At 59.0% G+C, this 17,977-nt stretch carries 20 protein-coding genes and 1 riboswitch; of the genes, 12 read left to right on the forward strand and 8 right to left on the reverse strand.

Translation table 11 applies throughout. The features are described from left to right. The first annotated feature begins 31 nt into the window (after positions 1-31). Positions 32-769: a DUF599 domain-containing protein gene (locus J2Y86_RS26385; protein WP_150630173.1), complete on the forward strand. Its 738-nt coding sequence runs from the start codon at positions 32-34 to the stop codon at positions 767-769. Beyond that, positions 769-1,170, forward strand: a complete 402-nt coding sequence (locus J2Y86_RS26390) for an MAPEG family protein (RefSeq protein WP_253438407.1) — start codon at positions 769-771, stop codon at positions 1,168-1,170. Before J2Y86_RS26385 ends, J2Y86_RS26390 begins: the two co-directional genes overlap by 1 nt. A 67-nt stretch (positions 1,171-1,237) precedes the next feature. Here J2Y86_RS26390 and J2Y86_RS26395 read toward each other — a convergent pair whose 3' ends face one another. Then, entirely contained in the window at positions 1,238-1,471 is a 234-nt protein-coding gene (locus J2Y86_RS26395; protein WP_064679026.1) for a hypothetical protein, read from the reverse strand. Between the two features lie 158 nt (positions 1,472-1,629). Here J2Y86_RS26395 and J2Y86_RS26400 point away from each other — a divergent pair, with 158 nt between their 5' ends. The 3 genes from J2Y86_RS26400 to htpG all read left to right on the forward strand — a co-directional run bounded on the left by J2Y86_RS26400 (position 1,630) and on the right by htpG (position 4,541). Next, the gene (locus J2Y86_RS26400) at positions 1,630-2,106 is read left to right on the forward strand and encodes a PaaI family thioesterase (protein WP_253438410.1); all 477 of its coding nucleotides are present in this window, start codon (positions 1,630-1,632) and stop codon (positions 2,104-2,106) included. Further along, a complete protein-coding gene (locus J2Y86_RS26405; protein WP_253438412.1) occupies positions 2,103-2,555 on the forward strand; it encodes a PaaI family thioesterase in 453 nt (150 codons plus the stop codon). Before J2Y86_RS26400 ends, J2Y86_RS26405 begins: the two co-directional genes overlap by 4 nt. A gap of 81 nt (positions 2,556-2,636) precedes the next feature. Beyond that, a complete protein-coding gene (htpG, locus tag J2Y86_RS26410) occupies positions 2,637-4,541 on the forward strand; it encodes a molecular chaperone HtpG (protein WP_253438415.1) in 1,905 nt (634 codons plus the stop codon). Between the two features lie 102 nt (positions 4,542-4,643). Here htpG and J2Y86_RS26415 read toward each other — a convergent pair whose 3' ends face one another. Next, on the reverse strand, positions 4,644-5,504 hold the full coding sequence (locus J2Y86_RS26415; protein WP_253438417.1) for a pirin family protein: 861 nt from the start codon (positions 5,502-5,504) through the stop codon (positions 4,644-4,646). 61 nt (positions 5,505-5,565) lie between these two features. Then, positions 5,566-5,982 carry an OsmC family protein gene (locus J2Y86_RS26420; RefSeq protein ID WP_253440431.1) on the reverse strand — a complete coding sequence of 139 codons (417 nt, stop codon included), beginning with the start codon at positions 5,980-5,982 and terminating at the stop codon, positions 5,566-5,568. A 148-nt stretch (positions 5,983-6,130) separates the two neighbouring features. On the opposite strand from J2Y86_RS26420, the gene J2Y86_RS26425 reads away from it, so the two are divergent. Next, positions 6,131-7,135 carry an amidohydrolase family protein gene (locus J2Y86_RS26425; RefSeq protein WP_253438419.1) on the forward strand — a complete coding sequence of 335 codons (1,005 nt, stop codon included), beginning with the start codon at positions 6,131-6,133 and terminating at the stop codon, positions 7,133-7,135. 112 nt (positions 7,136-7,247) lie between these two features. Here the strand turns inward: J2Y86_RS26425 and J2Y86_RS26430 are convergent, their stop codons facing one another. From J2Y86_RS26430 to purM, 3 genes are read right to left on the reverse strand one after another with little or no spacing between them, the layout of a single operon-like run. Then, the gene (locus J2Y86_RS26430) at positions 7,248-7,961 is read right to left on the reverse strand and encodes a DUF3108 domain-containing protein (RefSeq protein WP_253438421.1); all 714 of its coding nucleotides are present in this window, start codon (positions 7,959-7,961) and stop codon (positions 7,248-7,250) included. An 8-nt stretch (positions 7,962-7,969) separates the two neighbouring features. Next, entirely contained in the window at positions 7,970-8,620 is a 651-nt protein-coding gene (gene purN / locus J2Y86_RS26435) for a phosphoribosylglycinamide formyltransferase (RefSeq protein ID WP_253438423.1), read from the reverse strand. Then, complete coding sequence (gene purM / locus J2Y86_RS26440; protein WP_253438426.1) at positions 8,620-9,678, reverse strand: phosphoribosylformylglycinamidine cyclo-ligase; 1,059 nt, start codon at positions 9,676-9,678, stop codon at positions 8,620-8,622. The genes purN and purM overlap by 1 nt, the downstream gene beginning before the upstream one ends. A 384-nt stretch (positions 9,679-10,062) precedes the next feature. On the opposite strand from purM, the gene J2Y86_RS26445 reads away from it, so the two are divergent. The 6 genes from J2Y86_RS26445 (at position 10,063) to J2Y86_RS26470 (ending at position 15,436) form a co-directional block, all read left to right on the forward strand. Next, a complete protein-coding gene (locus tag J2Y86_RS26445) occupies positions 10,063-11,121 on the forward strand; it encodes a DUF2066 domain-containing protein (RefSeq protein ID WP_253438428.1) in 1,059 nt (352 codons plus the stop codon). A gap of 38 nt (positions 11,122-11,159) precedes the next feature. Then, positions 11,160-12,233: an AI-2E family transporter gene (locus J2Y86_RS26450; protein ID WP_253438431.1), complete on the forward strand. Its 1,074-nt coding sequence runs from the start codon at positions 11,160-11,162 to the stop codon at positions 12,231-12,233. A 230-nt stretch (positions 12,234-12,463) separates the two neighbouring features. Next, positions 12,464-13,168: a DnaA regulatory inactivator Hda gene (gene hda / locus J2Y86_RS26455; protein ID WP_017337260.1), complete on the forward strand. Its 705-nt coding sequence runs from the start codon at positions 12,464-12,466 to the stop codon at positions 13,166-13,168. A 213-nt stretch (positions 13,169-13,381) separates the two neighbouring features. Beyond that, positions 13,382-14,008 (forward strand): C40 family peptidase, encoded by a 627-nt coding sequence (locus tag J2Y86_RS26460; protein WP_253438434.1) that lies wholly within the window; start codon positions 13,382-13,384, stop codon positions 14,006-14,008. Between the two features lie 222 nt (positions 14,009-14,230). After that, positions 14,231-14,767 (forward strand): C40 family peptidase, encoded by a 537-nt coding sequence (locus J2Y86_RS26465; RefSeq protein ID WP_253438438.1) that lies wholly within the window; start codon positions 14,231-14,233, stop codon positions 14,765-14,767. A 15-nt stretch (positions 14,768-14,782) separates the two neighbouring features. After that, entirely contained in the window at positions 14,783-15,436 is a 654-nt protein-coding gene (locus tag J2Y86_RS26470) for an O-methyltransferase (protein ID WP_253438441.1), read from the forward strand. Positions 15,437-15,559: 123 nt separating this feature from the next. Here the strand turns inward: J2Y86_RS26470 and J2Y86_RS26475 are convergent, their stop codons facing one another. Continuing rightward, complete coding sequence (locus tag J2Y86_RS26475) at positions 15,560-16,873, reverse strand: PQQ-dependent sugar dehydrogenase (RefSeq protein ID WP_253438444.1); 1,314 nt, start codon at positions 16,871-16,873, stop codon at positions 15,560-15,562. 67 nt (positions 16,874-16,940) lie between these two features. Next, positions 16,941-17,525, reverse strand: coding sequence for a hypothetical protein (locus J2Y86_RS26480; protein ID WP_253438448.1), 585 nt, complete (start codon positions 17,523-17,525; stop codon positions 16,941-16,943). A gap of 154 nt (positions 17,526-17,679) precedes the next feature. Further along, positions 17,680-17,914, forward strand: a riboswitch (cobalamin riboswitch). The last annotated feature ends 63 nt before the right edge of the window (positions 17,915-17,977 follow it).

Below are 17,977 nucleotides of genomic sequence, written 5' to 3' on the forward strand. Positions count from 1 at the left end.
CAGATTTAACCAATGTCTCACAGGGAATTGCATGTCGTTCATCCACGCCAACCTGATTCACATTCTCGCCGCTGTCTGGTTTGTCATCTGCTGGGGCGGCTACACCCGTTATGCGACGTGGAAAGGCCGCGACACCGCGTGCCTGGCCAGTGTGCTGCACTTGTATCGCGAAGACTGGATGCGCCGCATGCTGCTGCGCGACAACCGCATCGCCGACGCCAGTGTGGTCGGTAACCTGGAGCGCAACGCTTCTTTCTTCGCCTCGAGCACGCTGATTATCCTGGCCGGCATTCTCACCGTGCTGGGCGCATCGGAAAGAGCCGTGTCTTTGCTGGCGGATATCCCGATGGTGCAGCAGGCTTCCCAGGGGATGTCCGAGATCAAGTTGCTGTGCCTGGCGCTGGTGTTTGTGTATGCGTTCTTTACGTTCAGCTGGTGCATGCGTCAATACAACTTCGCGGCGATTCTGATCGGTTCGGCACCGATGGTCGGCGAGCGCCATGTCTCGGAGCAGGAGCGCAAAGCGTTTGCGGCCCGGGCGGCGCGTGTCATCTCGATGGCCGCCAACCAGTTCAACTTCGGCCTGCGTTCCTATTACTTCGGCATGACCATGCTCGCCTGGTTCGTCAGCCCCTGGTTGTTCATGTTGATGAGTGCCGGCGTGGTGCTGGTGCTCTATCGCCGGGAGTTTCATTCCGACGTTCTCGACGTGATGGTCTATACCCCTACAGAGGCGCCATTGCCTGAAGCGAACAAAGAGGCTGCTTGATGAGTATTCCGTTCTGGTGTGTGTTTATCAGCGCCTTGCTGATCTACGTGGCCCGCATGCCGGTGACCAAGGCCATGAAAGAGCAGGGCGGTTACAACAATCACCTCCCGCGCCAGCAGCAGGCCCAACTTACCGGCTTCGGTGCCCGTGCGGTGGCTGCGCATCAGAACTGCTTCGAAGCGTTCATATTGTTTGCGGTGGGGGTGTTGATGGCGCACACCACGCAGACGGCGGGGTGGCTGATTGATTCGTTGGCAATCATCTTCGTGATTACGCGCATCATTTACTTACTGTGCTATTGGGGCGATCTCGCCTGGCCACGAAGTCTGGTGTGGTTTGTCGGGCTAGTGTGTTCGCTGCTGTTGATGATTAGTCCGACTTTTAGAACTATTTTGCTCTAGCAGGGCAAATGACACGCAAAAGAAAACCCGCACTTGGCGGGTTTTCTTTATCACGCTAAAAACTGTTTTAGTTTTTAGGTGCTTCTTTTGCAGCGGCTTCGTTCGATTCAGCCTGAGCTTTGGCAGCTTCGGCGTTTTCTTTCGCTGCGTCGTTCACTTTATCCTGAGCTTTGTTCATGTCTTGCTGAGCCTGCTCAGCATGTTGGTTGGCATCTTGAGCTTTGTCCTCGGATTTTTTATCGCAGGCTGCGAGACCGAGGGAAGCGGTCAACATCAAGGCAATAGCTAAAGTCTTACGCATGGGGTGTTTCTCCTTATGGAAAATATCTACTGGCCTTTCGAGCACAGCCATCAGGGTTAAGTTCCTAAATTCGTTCAGATATATAAGATTATTCCCACGGGAACTTTTACCGAACACGCCTAGTGCGATGTCGGAATACTAAGAAGAGTTTTTATCAAATGGCCGAAAACCCCGTTTTTGAGCGCGCGACGCGATTTCTATCGGCATTGCGACACTGTCAGGTACTCGGGCTGCGAGTTCACAGCGCCAGCAGTGAAGGGCTCACCGTGATTCTGCCGTACAGCCCGCAAATCATCGGCAACCCGCAAACCGGCGTGATCCACGGCGGTGCGCTGACGACCTTGATGGACACCGCGTGTGGCATGTCCACCCTTTGCGTGTTGCCCGAGTTCGAAGTCTGCCCGACCCTCGACCTGCGCATCGACTACATGCACGCGGCCGAACCGCACAAAGATGTGTATGGCTTTGCCCAGTGCTATCGGGTCACCACGGACGTGATCTTCGCCCGTGGCTTTGCCTATCAGGACGACCCCGAACAGCCTATCGCCCATGTCGTGGGCACGTTCATGCGCATGGGCAAGGGCATCAAAGGCACCAAAGGTTTTGGTGGCGCCATCGCCGGAGGAGCGAAATGACCGACAATTTCAAGGAGCAACTGCAACAGGCCCATGAGCAGGGCGACTACGCCGCGTTGCTGGACTTGATTCCCTACGCCAAACTGATTGGTGTCGAATGTTCGCGGGTCGGGGATGAGCTGTTGTTTCGCCTGCCGGCGAACAAGGACAACATTGGTAACCCTTTACTGCCGGCGATTCATGGCGGCGTGATTGCCGGGTTCATGGAGCTGTCCGCCGCGCTGCACCTGCTGATTCTCACTGGTTCGCCGGGCGTGCCGAAGATCATCGACTTTTCCCTCGACTACCTGCGCACCGGGCAGTTTCGCGACACCTGGGCCAGATGTCAGGTGTGTCGTCAGGGGCGGCGTGTCGCCAACGTGGCAGTGACCGCCTGGCAAAGCACCGAAGCCGAGCCTATTGCCACTGCCCGCGCCCACTTCAAAATCGATGAGCCCTTGAAATCCTGATCCGAGCCCCCAACTTTGATGACAACCCGCCGCCGACCCTCAAGGTCGCGGCCACTGCCATCTGATTGGAGTTTGATGACCATGAGTGTGGAAACTCAAAAGGAAACCCTGGGCTTCCAGACCGAGGTGAAGCAACTGCTGCACCTCATGATCCATTCGCTGTATTCCAACAAGGAAATCTTCCTTCGCGAATTGATCTCGAACGCCTCTGACGCTGTCGACAAATTACGTTTCGAAGCCCTGTCCAAGCCTGAGTTGCTGGAAGGTGGCGCCGAACTGAAAATCCGTGTGAGCTTCGACAAGGACGCTAAAACCGTCACCCTCGAAGACAACGGTATCGGCATGAGCCGTGAAGATGCGATCACCCACCTGGGCACCATCGCCAAATCCGGCACCGCTGATTTCATGAAGCACCTGTCTGGCGATCAGAAAAAAGATTCGCACCTGATCGGTCAGTTTGGCGTGGGTTTCTACTCCGCATTCATCGTCGCCGACAAAGTCGACGTGTTCAGCCGTCGTGCCGGTGCTGCCGCCAGCGAAGGCGTGCACTGGTCGTCCAAGGGCGAAGGCGATTTTGAAGTGGCCACCGTCGAGAAAGCCGAGCGCGGCACTCGCATCGTGCTGCACCTGAAGTCCGGTGAAGACGAGTTCGCCGATGGCTGGCGCCTGCGTAACATCATCAAGAAGTACTCCGACCACATTGCTTTGCCGATCGAGTTGCCGAAAGAAGTGGCAGCCGCTGAAGGTGAAGAGAAGCCGGCCGTTGAGTGGGAAACCGTCAACCGCGCCAGCGCCCTGTGGACCCGTCCTCGCACCGAGATCAAGGACGAGGAATACCAGGAGTTCTACAAACACATCGCTCACGATTTCGAAAATCCGCTGAGCTGGAGCCACAACAAGGTCGAAGGCAAGCTCGAATACAGCTCGCTGCTCTACGTGCCGACCCGTGCTCCGTTCGACCTGTACCAGCGTGAAGCGCCGAAAGGCCTGAAGCTGTACGTGCAGCGCGTGTTCGTGATGGACCAGGCCGAGTCGTTCCTGCCGTTGTACCTGCGTTTCATCAAAGGCGTGGTCGATTCCAACGACCTGTCGCTGAACGTATCGCGGGAAATCCTGCAGAAAGACCCGATCATCGATTCCATGAAGTCGGCGCTGACCAAGCGCGTTCTGGACATGCTGGAAAAACTGGCGAAGAACGAGCCTGAGCAATACAAAGGCTTCTGGAAGAACTTCGGTCAGGTCATGAAAGAAGGCCCGGCAGAAGACTTCGCCAACAAAGAGAAAATCGCTGGCCTGCTGCGTTTCGCCTCCACTCAGGGCGAAGAAGGCGAGCAAGTCGTGGGTCTGGCCGAGTACCTGGCACGCGCCAAGGAAGGTCAGGACAAGATTTACTACCTGACCGGCGAAACCTACGCGCAAGTCAAAAACAGCCCGCACCTGGAAGTCTTCCGCAAGAAAGGCATCGAGGTGCTGCTGTTGACCGATCGCATCGACGAGTGGCTGATGAGCTACCTCAGCGACTTCGACGGCAAGAGCTTCGTCGACGTGGCACGCGGTGACCTGGACCTCGGCAACCTGGACTCGGAAGAGGACAAGAAAGCCGCGGAAGAAGTCGCCAAGTCCAAGGAAGGTCTGGTCGAGCGTCTGAAAACTGCACTGGGTGATTCGGTTGCTGAAGTGCGGGTTTCCCACCGCCTGACCGACTCCCCGGCGATTCTGGCCATCGGCGAGCAGGACCTGGGCATGCAGATGCGTCAGATCCTCGAAGCCAGTGGTCAGAAGGTGCCGGATTCGAAGCCGATCTTCGAATTCAACCCGGCTCACCCGCTGATCGAGAAACTCGACAACGAGCAGAGCGACGAGCGTTTCGGCGACCTGTCGCACATCCTCTTCGATCAGGCGGCCCTGGCGGCCGGCGACAGCTTGAAGGACCCGGCCGCGTATGTGCGCCGCCTCAACAAGCTGCTGGTTGAACTGTCGGTTTAACGATGTTGTATAAAAAACCCCGCTTCGGCGGGTTTTTTTGTGGGTTTTATTACTTGGCTACTCTCGGTGTTCGCGATGGCGGTGTAACGACTACCGAAGAGCCTAAGGCAGTTCGATCCGCTCAACTTCCCCTGGCACCGTCGGCCAATCCCCGGCCGCCCAGCGCCGGCGTGCGTCATCGATAGCCGCCGGATCGCTCGCCACAAAATTCCAGTTGATCCTGCGCGGCCCATCCAGCGGCGCGCCACCAAACAGTACGGCATGACAGTCGCTCTCGGCGAACAACGTCATCTCTTCCCCCGCAGGCAGCACCACTAGCGCATGCGGTTCTATCAGTTCGCCATCGAGCTGTACCTCGCCGCTCAACACATACAGCGCCCGTTCTTCATGTTCGGTGGGAATCAGCAGCGTGGTCGCTGTCTGCAGGTTAAGTTCGGCGTACAGCGTAGGAGAAAGCACTGGCACCGGCGATTCCAGGCAAAAGCCTGACCCGGCGATCATCCGGATCTTGACCCCAAGATTGTCGCTGACCGGCAGGGTGGCCGCCGGATGGTGGCTGTAGTGCCCCGGACCCTGTTCATGTTCCTTCGGCGATGCCAGCCAGATCTGCAAGCCGTGCATCGTGAATCCGCTGTCCTTCAATGCCTCGGGCGTGCGCTCGACGTGGGCTATCGCGCTGCCGGCGGTCATCCAGCTGACGTCACCGGCCTCTACCACCTGATCGGAACCGAGGCTGTCCTTGTGCTGGATTTTTCCTTCGAACAAGTAGGTGAGGGTCGACAGACCGATGTGCGGATGCTGACGGATGTTCATGCCTTTTCCCGCCGGATAACGGGTTTCGAGCATGTGGTCGAAAAATACAAAAGGCCCGACGCTGCGGCATTTGGCCGACGGCAGCGGACGAAGAATCGGTTGGCCTTCGACATCTTCGGCGCGGGGGCGGATCACGAGGGGAGAGTTCATGGTGCATTCCAGGCTGAGCGGGTGACGCATGGAGCATAACCCGCTTGCCCGGCCCTTGCCGCTATTGGCTGAACGCGCCTTCGGACAGATGGGTTTCGATGCTGACTTCAGTGGTGGTCATCAGCTTGTGCACAGGGCAGCGGTCGGCCACGCGGTGCAGTTCGTCACGCTGGGCGTCAGTGAGCACACCCTTGAGCGTCAGTTTGACATGAAGGACATATTTGCCTTTCTGCTCTTCACTGTTGTCGCGTTTGACCTCCACGCCGACCCCCGTCAGCGGAATGTCTTTTTTCTTCGCATACATCTTCAGGGTCAGCGCCTTGCACGCGCCGAGCGCTGCATCGAAGTAATCATGTGGCTCGGGTGCCGAGCCTTCACCACCGGCGGAAGTCGGCACATCGGCAAAGAGCTCGTGGTCATCGATTTGAACGCTGTGACGAAAACCTTCGGCGGAAACGGTATTGACGGTGACAGTCATGGGAAACCTCGGCAGTAGGGAAGTCATTCGAGCAAAAAAGACCTTGAAGTTATAGAGCATTCCTTCTGTGTTGCGTTCCACTTTCTTGTCGGGTGAACCCTGGCAAGTGCATCGGGGTCTACGCTGTTCATGATCCCGGAGATTGCCCGTGCCTCTGAACCGCTTGAGCCTCGCCTGGTTGCTGGCGCTGTACAGCGCTTACGCCGATGCTCGCGAATATTCCTACAGCGATGCGCACCTGCATTACGTGGATTTCTTCCAGGAAAGTGCGGGCATGCCGAAACTGCTTAAGGCCATGACCGATAATCACATCGACCATGTGATGATTTCCGGCATACCGGTAGCCAAGAAATGGCACGAAGACGAACCCAAGCGCCCGCGCTATTACGCAGGTGATGACGCCGATGCCTATTGGTACAGCGCGACAGACACCATTGTCGCTGCGGCGGTAAACAAACTGACACCCGAACAGCGTCAGCACTTTCATCCGTTTCTGTCAGGTTTCAACCCCAACGACAAAAACTCCGCCGCTCACATCCAGCGGATGCTCGACCTCAATCCGGGCCTTTGGCAGGGCATCGGCGAGGTCTTCACCCGCCATGACGATCTGACTGCGCTGACCTCCGGTGATACACCGCGGGCCAACAACGAAGCGATGACGCGGATCTATCACCTCGCCGCCGAAAACGACCTACCGGTGATGCTGCATTCGAATATCACTTCCAAGCGTGAGAAAAATCCGCTGTTTCTGTCGGAAATCGAAGAGCCGCTACGCAATCACCCGCATACACGCTTCATCTGGGCGCATGCCGGCAGCAGTGCGGAGATTCATCGGCACCAGACCCAGCTTGATTTTCTGTTGCCGACCCTCACGCGAATGTTGGAGGCTTATCCCAATCTGTTCATCGACTTGTCCTGGAGCATGCTCACGCCCTATCTACTGGATGAGCAGGGCAAGCCTCGCCAGGAGTGGTTGAAACTGGTGGAGCGCTTCCCGGAGCGCTTCATGATCGGCTCGGACGTGGTAGGGCGGTTCAACAAGCTTGGTAAGGAGATTCGCAGCTTCGATCCGTTTCTCGATGCGTTGCCGGAAGACGTTGCCAGAAAAGTCGCAAGGGATAACTTCCTTTCAATCCTGCCGAAACCCCTATAGGAGCCAGCAAGCCGGCTCTTACAGTTCAGTGTCATGATTGAATAGTGGATTCGCCGCAGATGGGAGGCAAAAAAAAGCCCCGCGTCAGCGAGGCTTCTTGGGTCGATCCGGATCAGCTGCCTTTGACAGCCTTACCGTTGACCTTGCCGTCCAGGAGCATGATGTTGTACTCCTTGCCGTCGGTTTCGACCTGTTGCAGGCGGACCAGCAGGTAATCCCAGTCCTTGGCGAACCACAGCACGGTGATGCGCTTGCTTTGTGTCGGGTCACGCACGCGCTCGACCTTGATCGCGTCGATCTGGCCAGCCTTGGTGTCGACTTTTTCCGAACCCAGCACGCGGAAGTCATAGGTATCGACTTCGCCATCATCGACGACCTGATAGCTCATGCTTTTCTTGCCGGCGGCCACGTCGTGTTGCAGGGCCAGCTGATAGGTGGATTTGTCGACCATGCCGCGGTTGAGCGGAATGTTGACGGCGTCGCCGCGATCGGTGCCGGTGACCTTTTTGGCGGTCCAGTCGAAATCCAGGTCAGCCTTTTTCGCTTTGCCCAGGCCGCCGCGTTCAAAGTGGTAGGACTGTGGCAGCAGGGTGTCCTTGTCCAGGGTCAGAGTGCTTTCTTCGGTCAGGCTGGCGATCATCATCGAAGCCTTGAAGCTGAGCTTCCAGACACCGTTGGCTTCCTTGGTCAGGCTGCGCTCGGCAGTGCCGCTCATTGGAAGTTGCTTCCAGTCGGCGGTGTAGCTGGCGGAGAAGGGTTGAAGTTCTGTTGCCTGCGCGAAAGGCAGGGCAAGCAGAGCGCAAGCGAAGAGCAGGGCGCGACGCATAAAATCTCCTAGGTTCGAATCAAGTGGCCGCTGGCCGCGAGTAACTTGCCATCCAGTAAAGCACCTTGTTGACCAAGTGATAAACGGCCTTCGGCAAACCAGCGTACGGCCATCGGGTAGATCAGGTGTTCCTGGGTGTGAACTCGCTGCGCCAGACTCTGCGGCGAATCGTGCAACTCTACCGGTATTACTGCCTGTACGACCAGTGGTCCGCCATCGAGTTCCTCGGTGACAAAGTGCACGGAACAGCCGTGTTCAGTGTCGCCGGCCTCCAGCGCGCGCTGATGAGTGTGTAACCCTTTGTATTTGGGTAGCAGCGAGGGATGGATGTTAAGCAGGCGGCCCGCGTAGTGGCGCACGAAGTCAGCGCTGAGGATGCGCATGAAACCGGCCAGGACCACGAGTTTGGGGTTGAAGGCGTCGATCAGTTCGATCAGCGCGGCATCGAAGGCTTCGCGGCCTTCGAACGCCTTGTGATCCAGGGAGCGGGTGTCCATACCCGCATCCCTGGCGCGTTGCAGGCCGTAGGCGTCGGCGCGGTTGGAAATCACCGCGGCGATGCGGACCGGGCTGTCGCCGGTCCGCGTGCTGTCGATCAAGGCCTGCAAGTTACTGCCGGTGCCGGACAACAGCACCACCACATCACAGGTGACGGACATTAATGAGCCTTGAGGTTCTTCAGTTCGACCTGAGCCGCGCCTTCGGCAGCGGTGGCGATCTGACCGATGACCCAAGGCTGCTCGCCGGCTTCACGCAGCACGTTCAGCGCGGTTTCAACGTGCTCTTGAGCGACGCAGATGACCATGCCAACGCCGCAGTTCAGCACGCGGTGCATTTCGTTTTCGTCAACGTTGCCTTTCTCTTGCAGCCAGTCGAACACGGCAGGGCGAGTCCAGCTTGCAACGTCAACCACCGCTTGAGCGCCTTTTGGCAGCACGCGCGGGATGTTGTCCAGCAGGCCGCCACCGGTGATGTGGGCCATCGCCTTGACTGCGCCGGTTTCCTTGATCAGCTTCAACAGCGGCTTCACGTAGATACGGGTCGGGGCCATCAGCAGGTCGGTCAGCGGTTTGCCGTCGAGCTCGATGTTCTCGATGTCGGCACCGGACACTTCGATGATCTTGCGGATCAGCGAGTAGCCGTTGGAGTGCGGGCCGGAGGACGGCAGGGCCAGCAGGGCATCGCCGGCAGCGACTTTCGAACCGTCGATGATTTCGGACTTTTCCACGACGCCGACGCAGAAGCCGGCCAGGTCGTAGTCTTCGCCTTCGTACATGCCCGGCATTTCAGCGGTTTCGCCGCCGACCAGGGAGCAGCCGGACAGTTCGCAGCCTGCGCCGATGCCGGTCACGACCTGGGTCGCGGTTTCGACGTTCAGTTTGCCGGTGGCGTAGTAGTCGAGGAAGAACAGCGGCTCGGCGCCGCAGACCACCAGGTCGTTCACGCACATGGCCACCAGGTCGATGCCGATGCTGTCGTGCTTGTTCAGGTTCAAGGCCAGGCGCAGCTTGGTGCCGACGCCGTCAGTACCGGAAACCAGCACAGGCTGCTTGTAGCCGGCCGGGATTTCGCAGAGGGCGCCAAAACCGCCCAGGCCGCCCATGACTTCCGGGCGCGCAGTGCGCTTGGCGACGCTCTTGATGCGTTCGACCAATGCTTCACCGGCGTCGATGTCTACACCGGCGTCCTTGTAGCTCAGGGAGGGTTGCTTGCTCATGATCCAGGCCTTTAGGGGGGATTCAGGGGTAACGACCGAGTCCAGTGGGACCGCCGAAACAAACGAAGGGCATGTGCCTTGCGCGAATTTCAGGGCGCCCGGCTGTTGCCGGTCTGCGAAGGCGCGCGATTTTATCAGGCTTGAGGGGCAGCGGCCATCCTCAGGCCGACAGCAGGGGCATATCGATACAAAAAAACCGTTATTGCCCGTGTTGGTTGCCTCCCGCTTGGCTGTATAAGGTATCGCGATTAACCGTCTATCGTTATGGCAGTGCGAAAAACTTAACCGGGACGTGTGAATGTTTTGCGCCGGGCGATGGTCACAGCCTTGCTCGATTATCTTCATGCGCTCAGTTCCAGCCGCTCTTGTCGTCAGGAATCTTCCATGCGTTTTTTCAAATCATTGTTTGTGGGTTGTTTGTCTCTGGTCAGCCTGGCGAGTCATGCCGAAACCGTCAAAAGCCTTTATCTGGTGCGCGAGCCTGTCACCAGTCAGGCACCGGAAGAGCGTGATCAAGCCACTCAGCGTGCGCTCGACACGCTGGTGTTGCGCCTGACCGGCGATCCCAAGGCCGTGCAAAGTCCGGGGTTGGCGGCCGTTCGCAAGGACCCGCAGCAGATCATCAGCCAATACGGTTTCGAGGCCGGCCCGCCGGAAGTGCTGAAGGTGGATTTCGATCCGGCCAGCACCGAGCAGGCGTTGCGCCGCGCCGGGCTGTCCTTGTGGGGTGCGAACCGGCCATCGATTCTGACGTGGTGGCTGAACGACTCAACGGAAGGTTCGAGTCTGGTCGGTGATGGTCAGGCCAGTGCTGCACCGTTACGTCGCGCGGCACAACACCGTGGCCTGCCGCTGCGTCTGCCACTGGCGGACTTGAGCGAGCAACTGGTCGCCACGGCGCCGAATCTTGAAGGCACGGATGCGGCGCCGTTGCGCGGCGCATCGGATCGCTACAACGCTGACGCCTTGCTGGCCGTGCATGCCCGGGAAGAGAGTGGCCAATGGCAGGCCAAATGGCATCTGTGGCTGGGCGATCAGAAGGAAGCGGGCAGCGTGCAGGGCGCGGATCAGGCTGCCGTGGCCGACGCGGTGATGCTGGCGGTCAGTCAGCGCCTGGCGCCACGCTTTGTGGTCAAGCCCGGGATGTCGGGCGAGCAGTTGCTGGAAGTACAGGGCATGAATCTGGAGCGTTATGCGACGCTTGGGCGTTTGCTCGAGCCGTTTGGCGCGCGCCTGCAGAGTGTTGACGCTGACCGGGTTCTCTACCGGGTCAACGGCAGCGCCGAACAGTTGCGGTCACAGTTGTCGCTGGCGAAGTTGCAAGAGGTTCCGGCGGGTGAGGCCCCGGCACCGACAGCACCTGTTCAGCCGGTGGCCGAAGGATCGGCGCCCGCTGTCGCGCCACCGCCTGCGCCGGTGCCGCAACTGCGTTTCCGTTGGTAAGGTTTTCTTTCTTTATATAGATGCAGATGGAGTGGTACATGGCCGATACGCGGCGTTGGTTCTGGTTGGGTGGGGTGGTTCTGCTCTGCGCGTTTATTTGGCTGTTGCATCCGATTCTGACGCCGTTTCTGGTGGCGCTGCTGTTGGCCTATCTGTTCGACCCGTTGGTGGATCGCCTGGAAAAGGCCGGCCTGTCCCGGACCTGGGGCGTGGTGGCAGTGTTCGCGCTGTTCACTTTGATCTTCACCACATTGCTGCTGGTGCTGGTGCCGATGCTCGCCAAGCAGTTGTTTCGCTTGTACGAACTGGCGCCGCAGATGCTCGACTGGTTGCAGCACACCGCGTTGCCGTGGGCGCAATCGAAGTTCGGGTTGTCGGATGGTTTCTGGAAGTTCGACAAGCTCAAAGCGGCGATCAGCGAGCACATGGGCCAGACCACTGACATTGTCGGCGTGGTGTTGAGTCAGGCGACCGCCTCCGGCCTTGCGTTGATCGGTTGGCTGGCCAATCTGGTGCTGATCCCGGTGGTGAGCTTCTATCTATTGCGGGACTGGGACCTGATGATGGCCAAGATCCGCAGCCTGCTGCCTCGTGACCGTGAAGAACGCGTGGTGGTCCTGGCGGGTGAATGCCATGAAGTGCTCGGCGCGTTCGTGCGCGGGCAATTGCTGGTGATGGTGGCGCTGGGCGTGATCTATTCGGCGGGCCTGATGCTGGTAGGGCTCGAGCTGGGGTTGCTGATCGGGATGATCGCCGGCCTGGCGGCGATTGTGCCGTACATGGGGTTTGTCATCGGGATTGGCGCGGCGCTGATTGCCGGCCTGTTCCAGTTCGGTGGCGACTTGTACCCCATGTTTGGCATCGTCGCGGTGTTCATGGTCGGCCAGGCGCTGGAGGGCATGGTATTGACGCCGTTGCTGGTGGGTGACCGGATCGGTCTGCACCCGGTGGCGGTGATCTTCGCGATTCTGGCGGGTGGTGAACTGTTCGGTTTTACCGGCGTGTTGCTGGCGCTCCCCGTAGCGGCGGTGATCATGGTTCTGGTGCGCCATGTGCATGATTTGTATAAAGATTCTGATATCTACAGTGGTGTCGACGAACCTGAGCTCTAAGGGGGTACGATGACGCGTCGCGGGCAGTCTGGTTCAGTGCCAGGCTGGCCCGTGCCACCTGCGCAACTGTCACTTGCGCCGCCAAAGAAACGCCCATGAAAGCGGTGCGATAACGCAAACCTTTGATTTTGCTTATGGTCTGTCGCATTGTGCGGTCAGCTTCACGGGTATAAACTTCGCAAACTTTACACAGAGGCCACTAACGGTTCCTTTGGAACTGTTCAGTCAGCATGAAACCGATTCAGCTGCCCCTAGGTGTGCGTCTGCGTGATGACGCTACCTTTATCAATTACTACCCAGGCGCCAATGCCGCTGCACTCGGCTATGTCGAGCGGCTGTGCGAAGCCGACGCCGGCTGGACCGAAAGCCTGATTTATCTCTGGGGCAAGCACGGGGTAGGGCGCACGCATTTGTTGCAGGCGGCCTGTTTGCGCTTCGAACAGATGGGTGAAACGGCGGTGTATCTGCCACTGGCCGAGTTGATGGATCGCGGCATCGAAATTCTCGACAACCTCGAACAGTACGAACTGGTCTGCCTGGATGATCTGCAGGCGGTGGCCGGCAAGGCGGACTGGGAAGAAGCGTTGTTCCATCTGTTCAATCGCCTGCGTGACAGCGGTCGGCGCCTGCTGATTGCCGCGTCGACGTCACCGCGTGAATTGCCGGTGAAGCTGGCGGACCTGAAATCCCGTCTCACGCTGGCGCTGATTTTTCAGATGCGACCGCTGTCCGACGAAGACAAATTGCGTGCCTTGCAACTTCGTGCGTCCCGTCGTGGATTGCACCTGACCGATGAAGTCGGACATTTTATCCTGACCCGTGGCACTCGCAGCATGAGCGCGCTGTTCGAACTGCTTGAGCGTCTCGATCAGGCCTCTCTTCAAGCTCAGCGCAAGCTGACCATTCCGTTCCTTAAAGAGACGCTGGGCTGGTAAAGCCCAAGTCCTGCAAGGGTTTTGGCATATTTCAGGCGCCAAAAAGTTCGCTTTCCTACAGGGTGTAGGCCGCGCAAGCGTCTAAATGGGGCTTAAGCGCTTAGATGGAAACGCGAAACCGGAAAGTCACATAAAGTTCGATTGAATTTGCAAATGAGGATGATAGCGGGCATAGTCTCGGCTTCTTTACAACTATCAGCCACGGTCGTGCCCATGCTAAATCGCTTTGCACCCCTCGTGCCTCTCGCACTCGTCACCCTGTTGTTCGGTTGCGCAGCCCACACTCCAGTGTCGGAGCAAGCGCCTCAACAGCAGGTTAAAAATTCAGTTACTGCGCAATCTTCTTCCGTTCTTTTCCAGGAAGAGCTGGCCACCGACAAAGAACTGGCTGACTTCGCCGACGGCAAGTCGTACCAGCTTCCGGTTCTGGCCGACAGCATCCTCGAACGTGGCATGTCCCTGATCGGTACCCGTTACCGTTTCGGCGGCACCTCCGAGGCTGGCTTCGATTGCAGCGGTTTCATCGGATATCTGTTCCGCGAAGAGGCCGGCATGAACCTGCCGCGTTCCACTCGCGAAATGATCAACGTGGACGCACCGCTGGTTGCTCGCAGTGCGCTCAAGCCGGGCGACCTGCTGTTCTTCGCCACCAACGGCCGTCGCGGTCGTGTCAGTCACGCCGGGATCTACCTCGGTGACAACCAGTTCATCCACTCCAGCAGCCGCAAAAGCGGTGGTGTCCGGGTCGATAGCCTGGGCGACAGCTACTGGAGCAAGACCTTCATCGAAGCCAAGCGTGCACTCGCGATGGCCCCGACCGTGGTCACGGCCCGCAAGTAATGCTTCAGCCTGTCGTCACTTCGGTGGCGACAAAAAGCCGCTCTGCAACAGAGTAGGCGGACAGTTTGTAAGGCGAACTTAAAGTCTTACTTGAAGTTTGCCGCATAGCCGCTAGAATCCTGATCTATTATTGATGGCAAACCGCCTGCGTCCTGCGCAGGCGGTTTTCTTTTCTGCCCTGTCGGCAGAAAAAAGCCGCAGCCAGATCAGGATGTTCTGCTTATGACGATGTCGGCCCGCCTCGCACTCATGTTCTTCGCAGCGCTGCTCAGCGCCTGCGCCAGCCGTACACCGCCGCCTGCGCCAGTGGTTCGCGCGCCGATTGTTTTCGGGTCATCACAACCTTTTTCTCCTGAAGCTGAAGACGTGCTGTTTCGCGCGTTGGGCCTGGTTGGCACACCTTATCGCTGGGGCGGCAACACGCCGGATTCCGGGTTCGATTGCAGCGGCCTGATCGGTTATGTCTACCGTGACGTCACCGGCATCTCGCTGCCGCGCACCACCCGCGAGATGATCAGCATGCAAGCGGCCAATGTCGGCAAGGAAGGCCTGCAAACCGGCGACCTGATTTTCTTCGCCACCAATGGCGGCTCTCAGGTCAGCCACGCTGGGATCTATGTCGGCGAAGGTCGCTTCGTCCATGCGCCGGCCACGGGTGGCACGGTGAAGCTCGACAGCTTGTCCAAGGCTTATTGGCAAAAAGCCTACCTCAGCGCCAAGCGCGTCCTGCAACCTGAGCACCTGGCGCGTAACCCATAGAACGCAGAGGTTGTCATGACCGCTCGCACGCTCAATCTCGACGACTCACTGTATCAATACCTGCTCGACGTTTCCCTGAGGGAAACGCCGCTGCTCAAACGCTTGCGCGATGAAACCCAGGCGTTGCCGATGGCGCGCTGGCAGATAGCGCCGGAGCAGGGTCAGTTTCTCGCATTACTGGTGAAGCTCACCGGCGCCAGGCGTTTGCTGGAAGTCGGCACCTTTACCGGTTACAGCGCGTTGTGCATGGCGGCGGCGTTGCCGGAGGACGGCTCGCTGATCTGCTGTGACATTCCTGGTGACTACAACGCCACGGCGCGCCGTTACTGGCAGGAAGCAGGACTTGCCGAGCGGATTGACCTGCGCCTGGCGCCGGCGCTGGAAACCCTGGCTCGGTTGGACCAGCCCGAACCATTCGATTTGATGTTCATTGATGCCGACAAGGCTAACTATCCCGCCTACCTGGAGCACGCGCTGCGTCTGCTGCGCGTCGGTGGCCTGGCGGTGTTCGACAACACGCTGTGGAGCGGGCGGGTGCTTGAGCGCAATCCCGAGAGTGAAGACACCCGAGCCATCCAGGCGCTGAATCTCGCCTTGAAGGATGACTCGCGTGTGGATCTGTCGCTGTTGCCGTTGGGGGATGGATTGACACTCTGCCGTAAACGGTAACGCGGTCCTTGAGGGAGCGGGCTTGCCCGCGATAGCGATCTTTCAGTCACATTGATGCTGAATGTACCGACCCTATCGCGGGCAAGCCCGCTCCCACAGGATTATGCATTTCGCGGCAATACGTTATTTAGCCGCAGAAACCCGCCACACCTTGTTCCCCACATCATCCGCCACCAGCAAATCACCCTGCTGATCAATCACCACACCCACCGGCCGGCCCATGGCTTTCTCATCGTCATTGAGGAAACCCGTGAGTACATCCACCGGTTGCCCGGTCGGCTTGCCGGCACTGAATGGCACGAAAATCACTTTGTAGCCACTGTGCGGCTTGCGGTTCCATGAGCCGTGCTGGCCGATGAAGGCGCCTTCCTTGAATTGCGCTGGCAGCGTGTTGCCTTCCGCAAACGTCAGGCCCAGCGACGCGGTGTGCGGGCCGACTGCGTAATCCGGCGCGATGGCCTTGGCCACCAGGTCCGGGTTTTGCGGCTCGACGCGAATGTCGATGTGCTGGCCGTAGTAGCTGTAAGGCCAGCCGTAGAAACCGCCGTCCTTCACCGAAGTGATGTAGTCCGGCACCAGGTCGCTGCCGATTTCATCCCGCTCGTTGACGGCCGTCCACAGCGCACCCCTCCGGGGCTCCCAGGCCAGACCATTTGGATTGCGAATCCCCGAAGCGAAGATCCGGTGATTGCCGGTGGCGCGATCCACTTCCCAGATCGCCGCGCGACCTTCTTCCTGGTCCATGCCGTTTTCGCCGACGTTGCTGTTGGAGCCCACCGTCACGTACAGCTTGCTGCCGTCCTTGCTGGCGATGACGTTTTTGGTCCAGTGGTGATTCAGCGTCCCGCCCGGCAGATCAACCACTTTGATCGGCTGCGACTTGATTACCGTGTCGCCATCCTCATAGCGGAAGCGCAGCAAGCGATCCGTGTCGGCGACATACAGGTCGTTGCCGACCAGCGTCATGCCGAAGGGCGAGTTGAGGTTTTCCAGGAACACTGTGCGGGTTTCGGCGATGCCGTCGTGGTCCTTGTCCCGCAACAGCGTGATGCGGTTCGGGCTCGGTACGGCGGCACCGGCGCGGCCCATGACTTTTTTCATGACCCAGCCTTTGACGCCTTTGCCATCGTCGGGTTTGGGCGGCGCGTTGGTTTCGGCGACGAGCACGTCGCCGTTCGGCAGCACATACAGCCAGCGCGGGTGATCGAGGCCTTCGGCGAACGCAGCCACCTGAGTGCCCGCTGCGGCGGTGGGTTTGGCACCGTCAGCCCAGCCGATCGCCGGGGCGATGTTCACCGTCGGGATCAGGGTTTTGTTCGGTTCTGGCAATTTGGGTGTCGGGCCGGTGCCGTCGGAGACTTGCAGGCTGGAGGTTTCACCGCAGGCGGCGAGCCCTCCGGCGAGGGCGATGACGAGAACGAGCTGGGGCTTGCGCATGCTGATTTCCCTATAAATGCAGTGACCTGATCAATAGAGAAGCGCAAACCCGCGATGGTTCAACCGGTCAGCCCCGGGCTTCCTTGAACAGCACGGCGATGCCGGGGTGATAGTTGCCCGCTTCATTGCGCAACTTGCGGTAGGCGTAGGGGAAATACCAGGCGACGGCGCAGGTGTGTTCCTTTTGCAGGTCGTCGACCATGTCCTGGAGTTCTTCCGGGGTAGCTCCGTGCTGGGCTTTTTGCGGTGCAACGAACAGGCAGCCGAGTTTCAGGTCGCTGGCGTAGCTGATTCGCCTGGCGTCGCTGGTGATATCGGCGAGCGCCTGTGTAAGGTTCAGGCTGTTGACCCGCGGCCAGCGTTGCGTGGCTTGAAGGTAGGCGCGCTCTTCGCTGGTGGCGATGAACAGGTCGGCGCGGGCGTTGCGTTCGCCTTCCTCGTTCTGTTTACGGGTCGGTGTGTTTTGCAGCGTGACCATTTCCGCCATCCACGCGGCGGCCGAGAGCAAGCCGAGGTTGGCTTTTTCGTCGTACCAGTAAGGCGTGTCGTTATCGCCGCGCACGGCGTTGTAGCGGTTGATACAGTCAAACCAGCGTTCCAGCACCGGGCGCAGGAATTCCAGCTTCGGATTGCTGATGATCATGCCTTGCATGTGGCTCACCCTTGTTATTGTGTTGTCAGGTTGTGGCGCTTTGATATCACTGCTGAGAGTGTGGCACAAGATTGGCGTCAGATAATTGATCGACGGCAGTTATTCGCCGGACGGCGTCCCGGCTTTAATTGACGCTCCACCCTCAACCCTCTAACCTTCGCGGCTTGTTTCAGGTGCTCTGTGGCCTTGGTCGACAGAGTGAAACAGGGAAGCCGGTGAGTGCGTTCGTTCACTTCATGAACAATCACGATCCCGGCGCTGCCCCCGCAACGGTAAATGAGTGAAGACTGCGCATTTTTGCCACTGTGTCGATATCGGCATGGGAAGGCGCGCAGTCAGGCGTAACGCCGCTCATGAGCCCGGAGACCGGCCTGATCCATCCAGCGGCATCACGGTGGGCGATGCCAGGCTTCTTGCCGTCTATTCTTGTGCCTGCCCGCCGTTATCCAGCC

Source organism: Pseudomonas migulae, assembly GCF_024169315.1.
Classification (GTDB): Bacteria; Pseudomonadota; Gammaproteobacteria; order Pseudomonadales; family Pseudomonadaceae; genus Aquipseudomonas; species Aquipseudomonas migulae_B.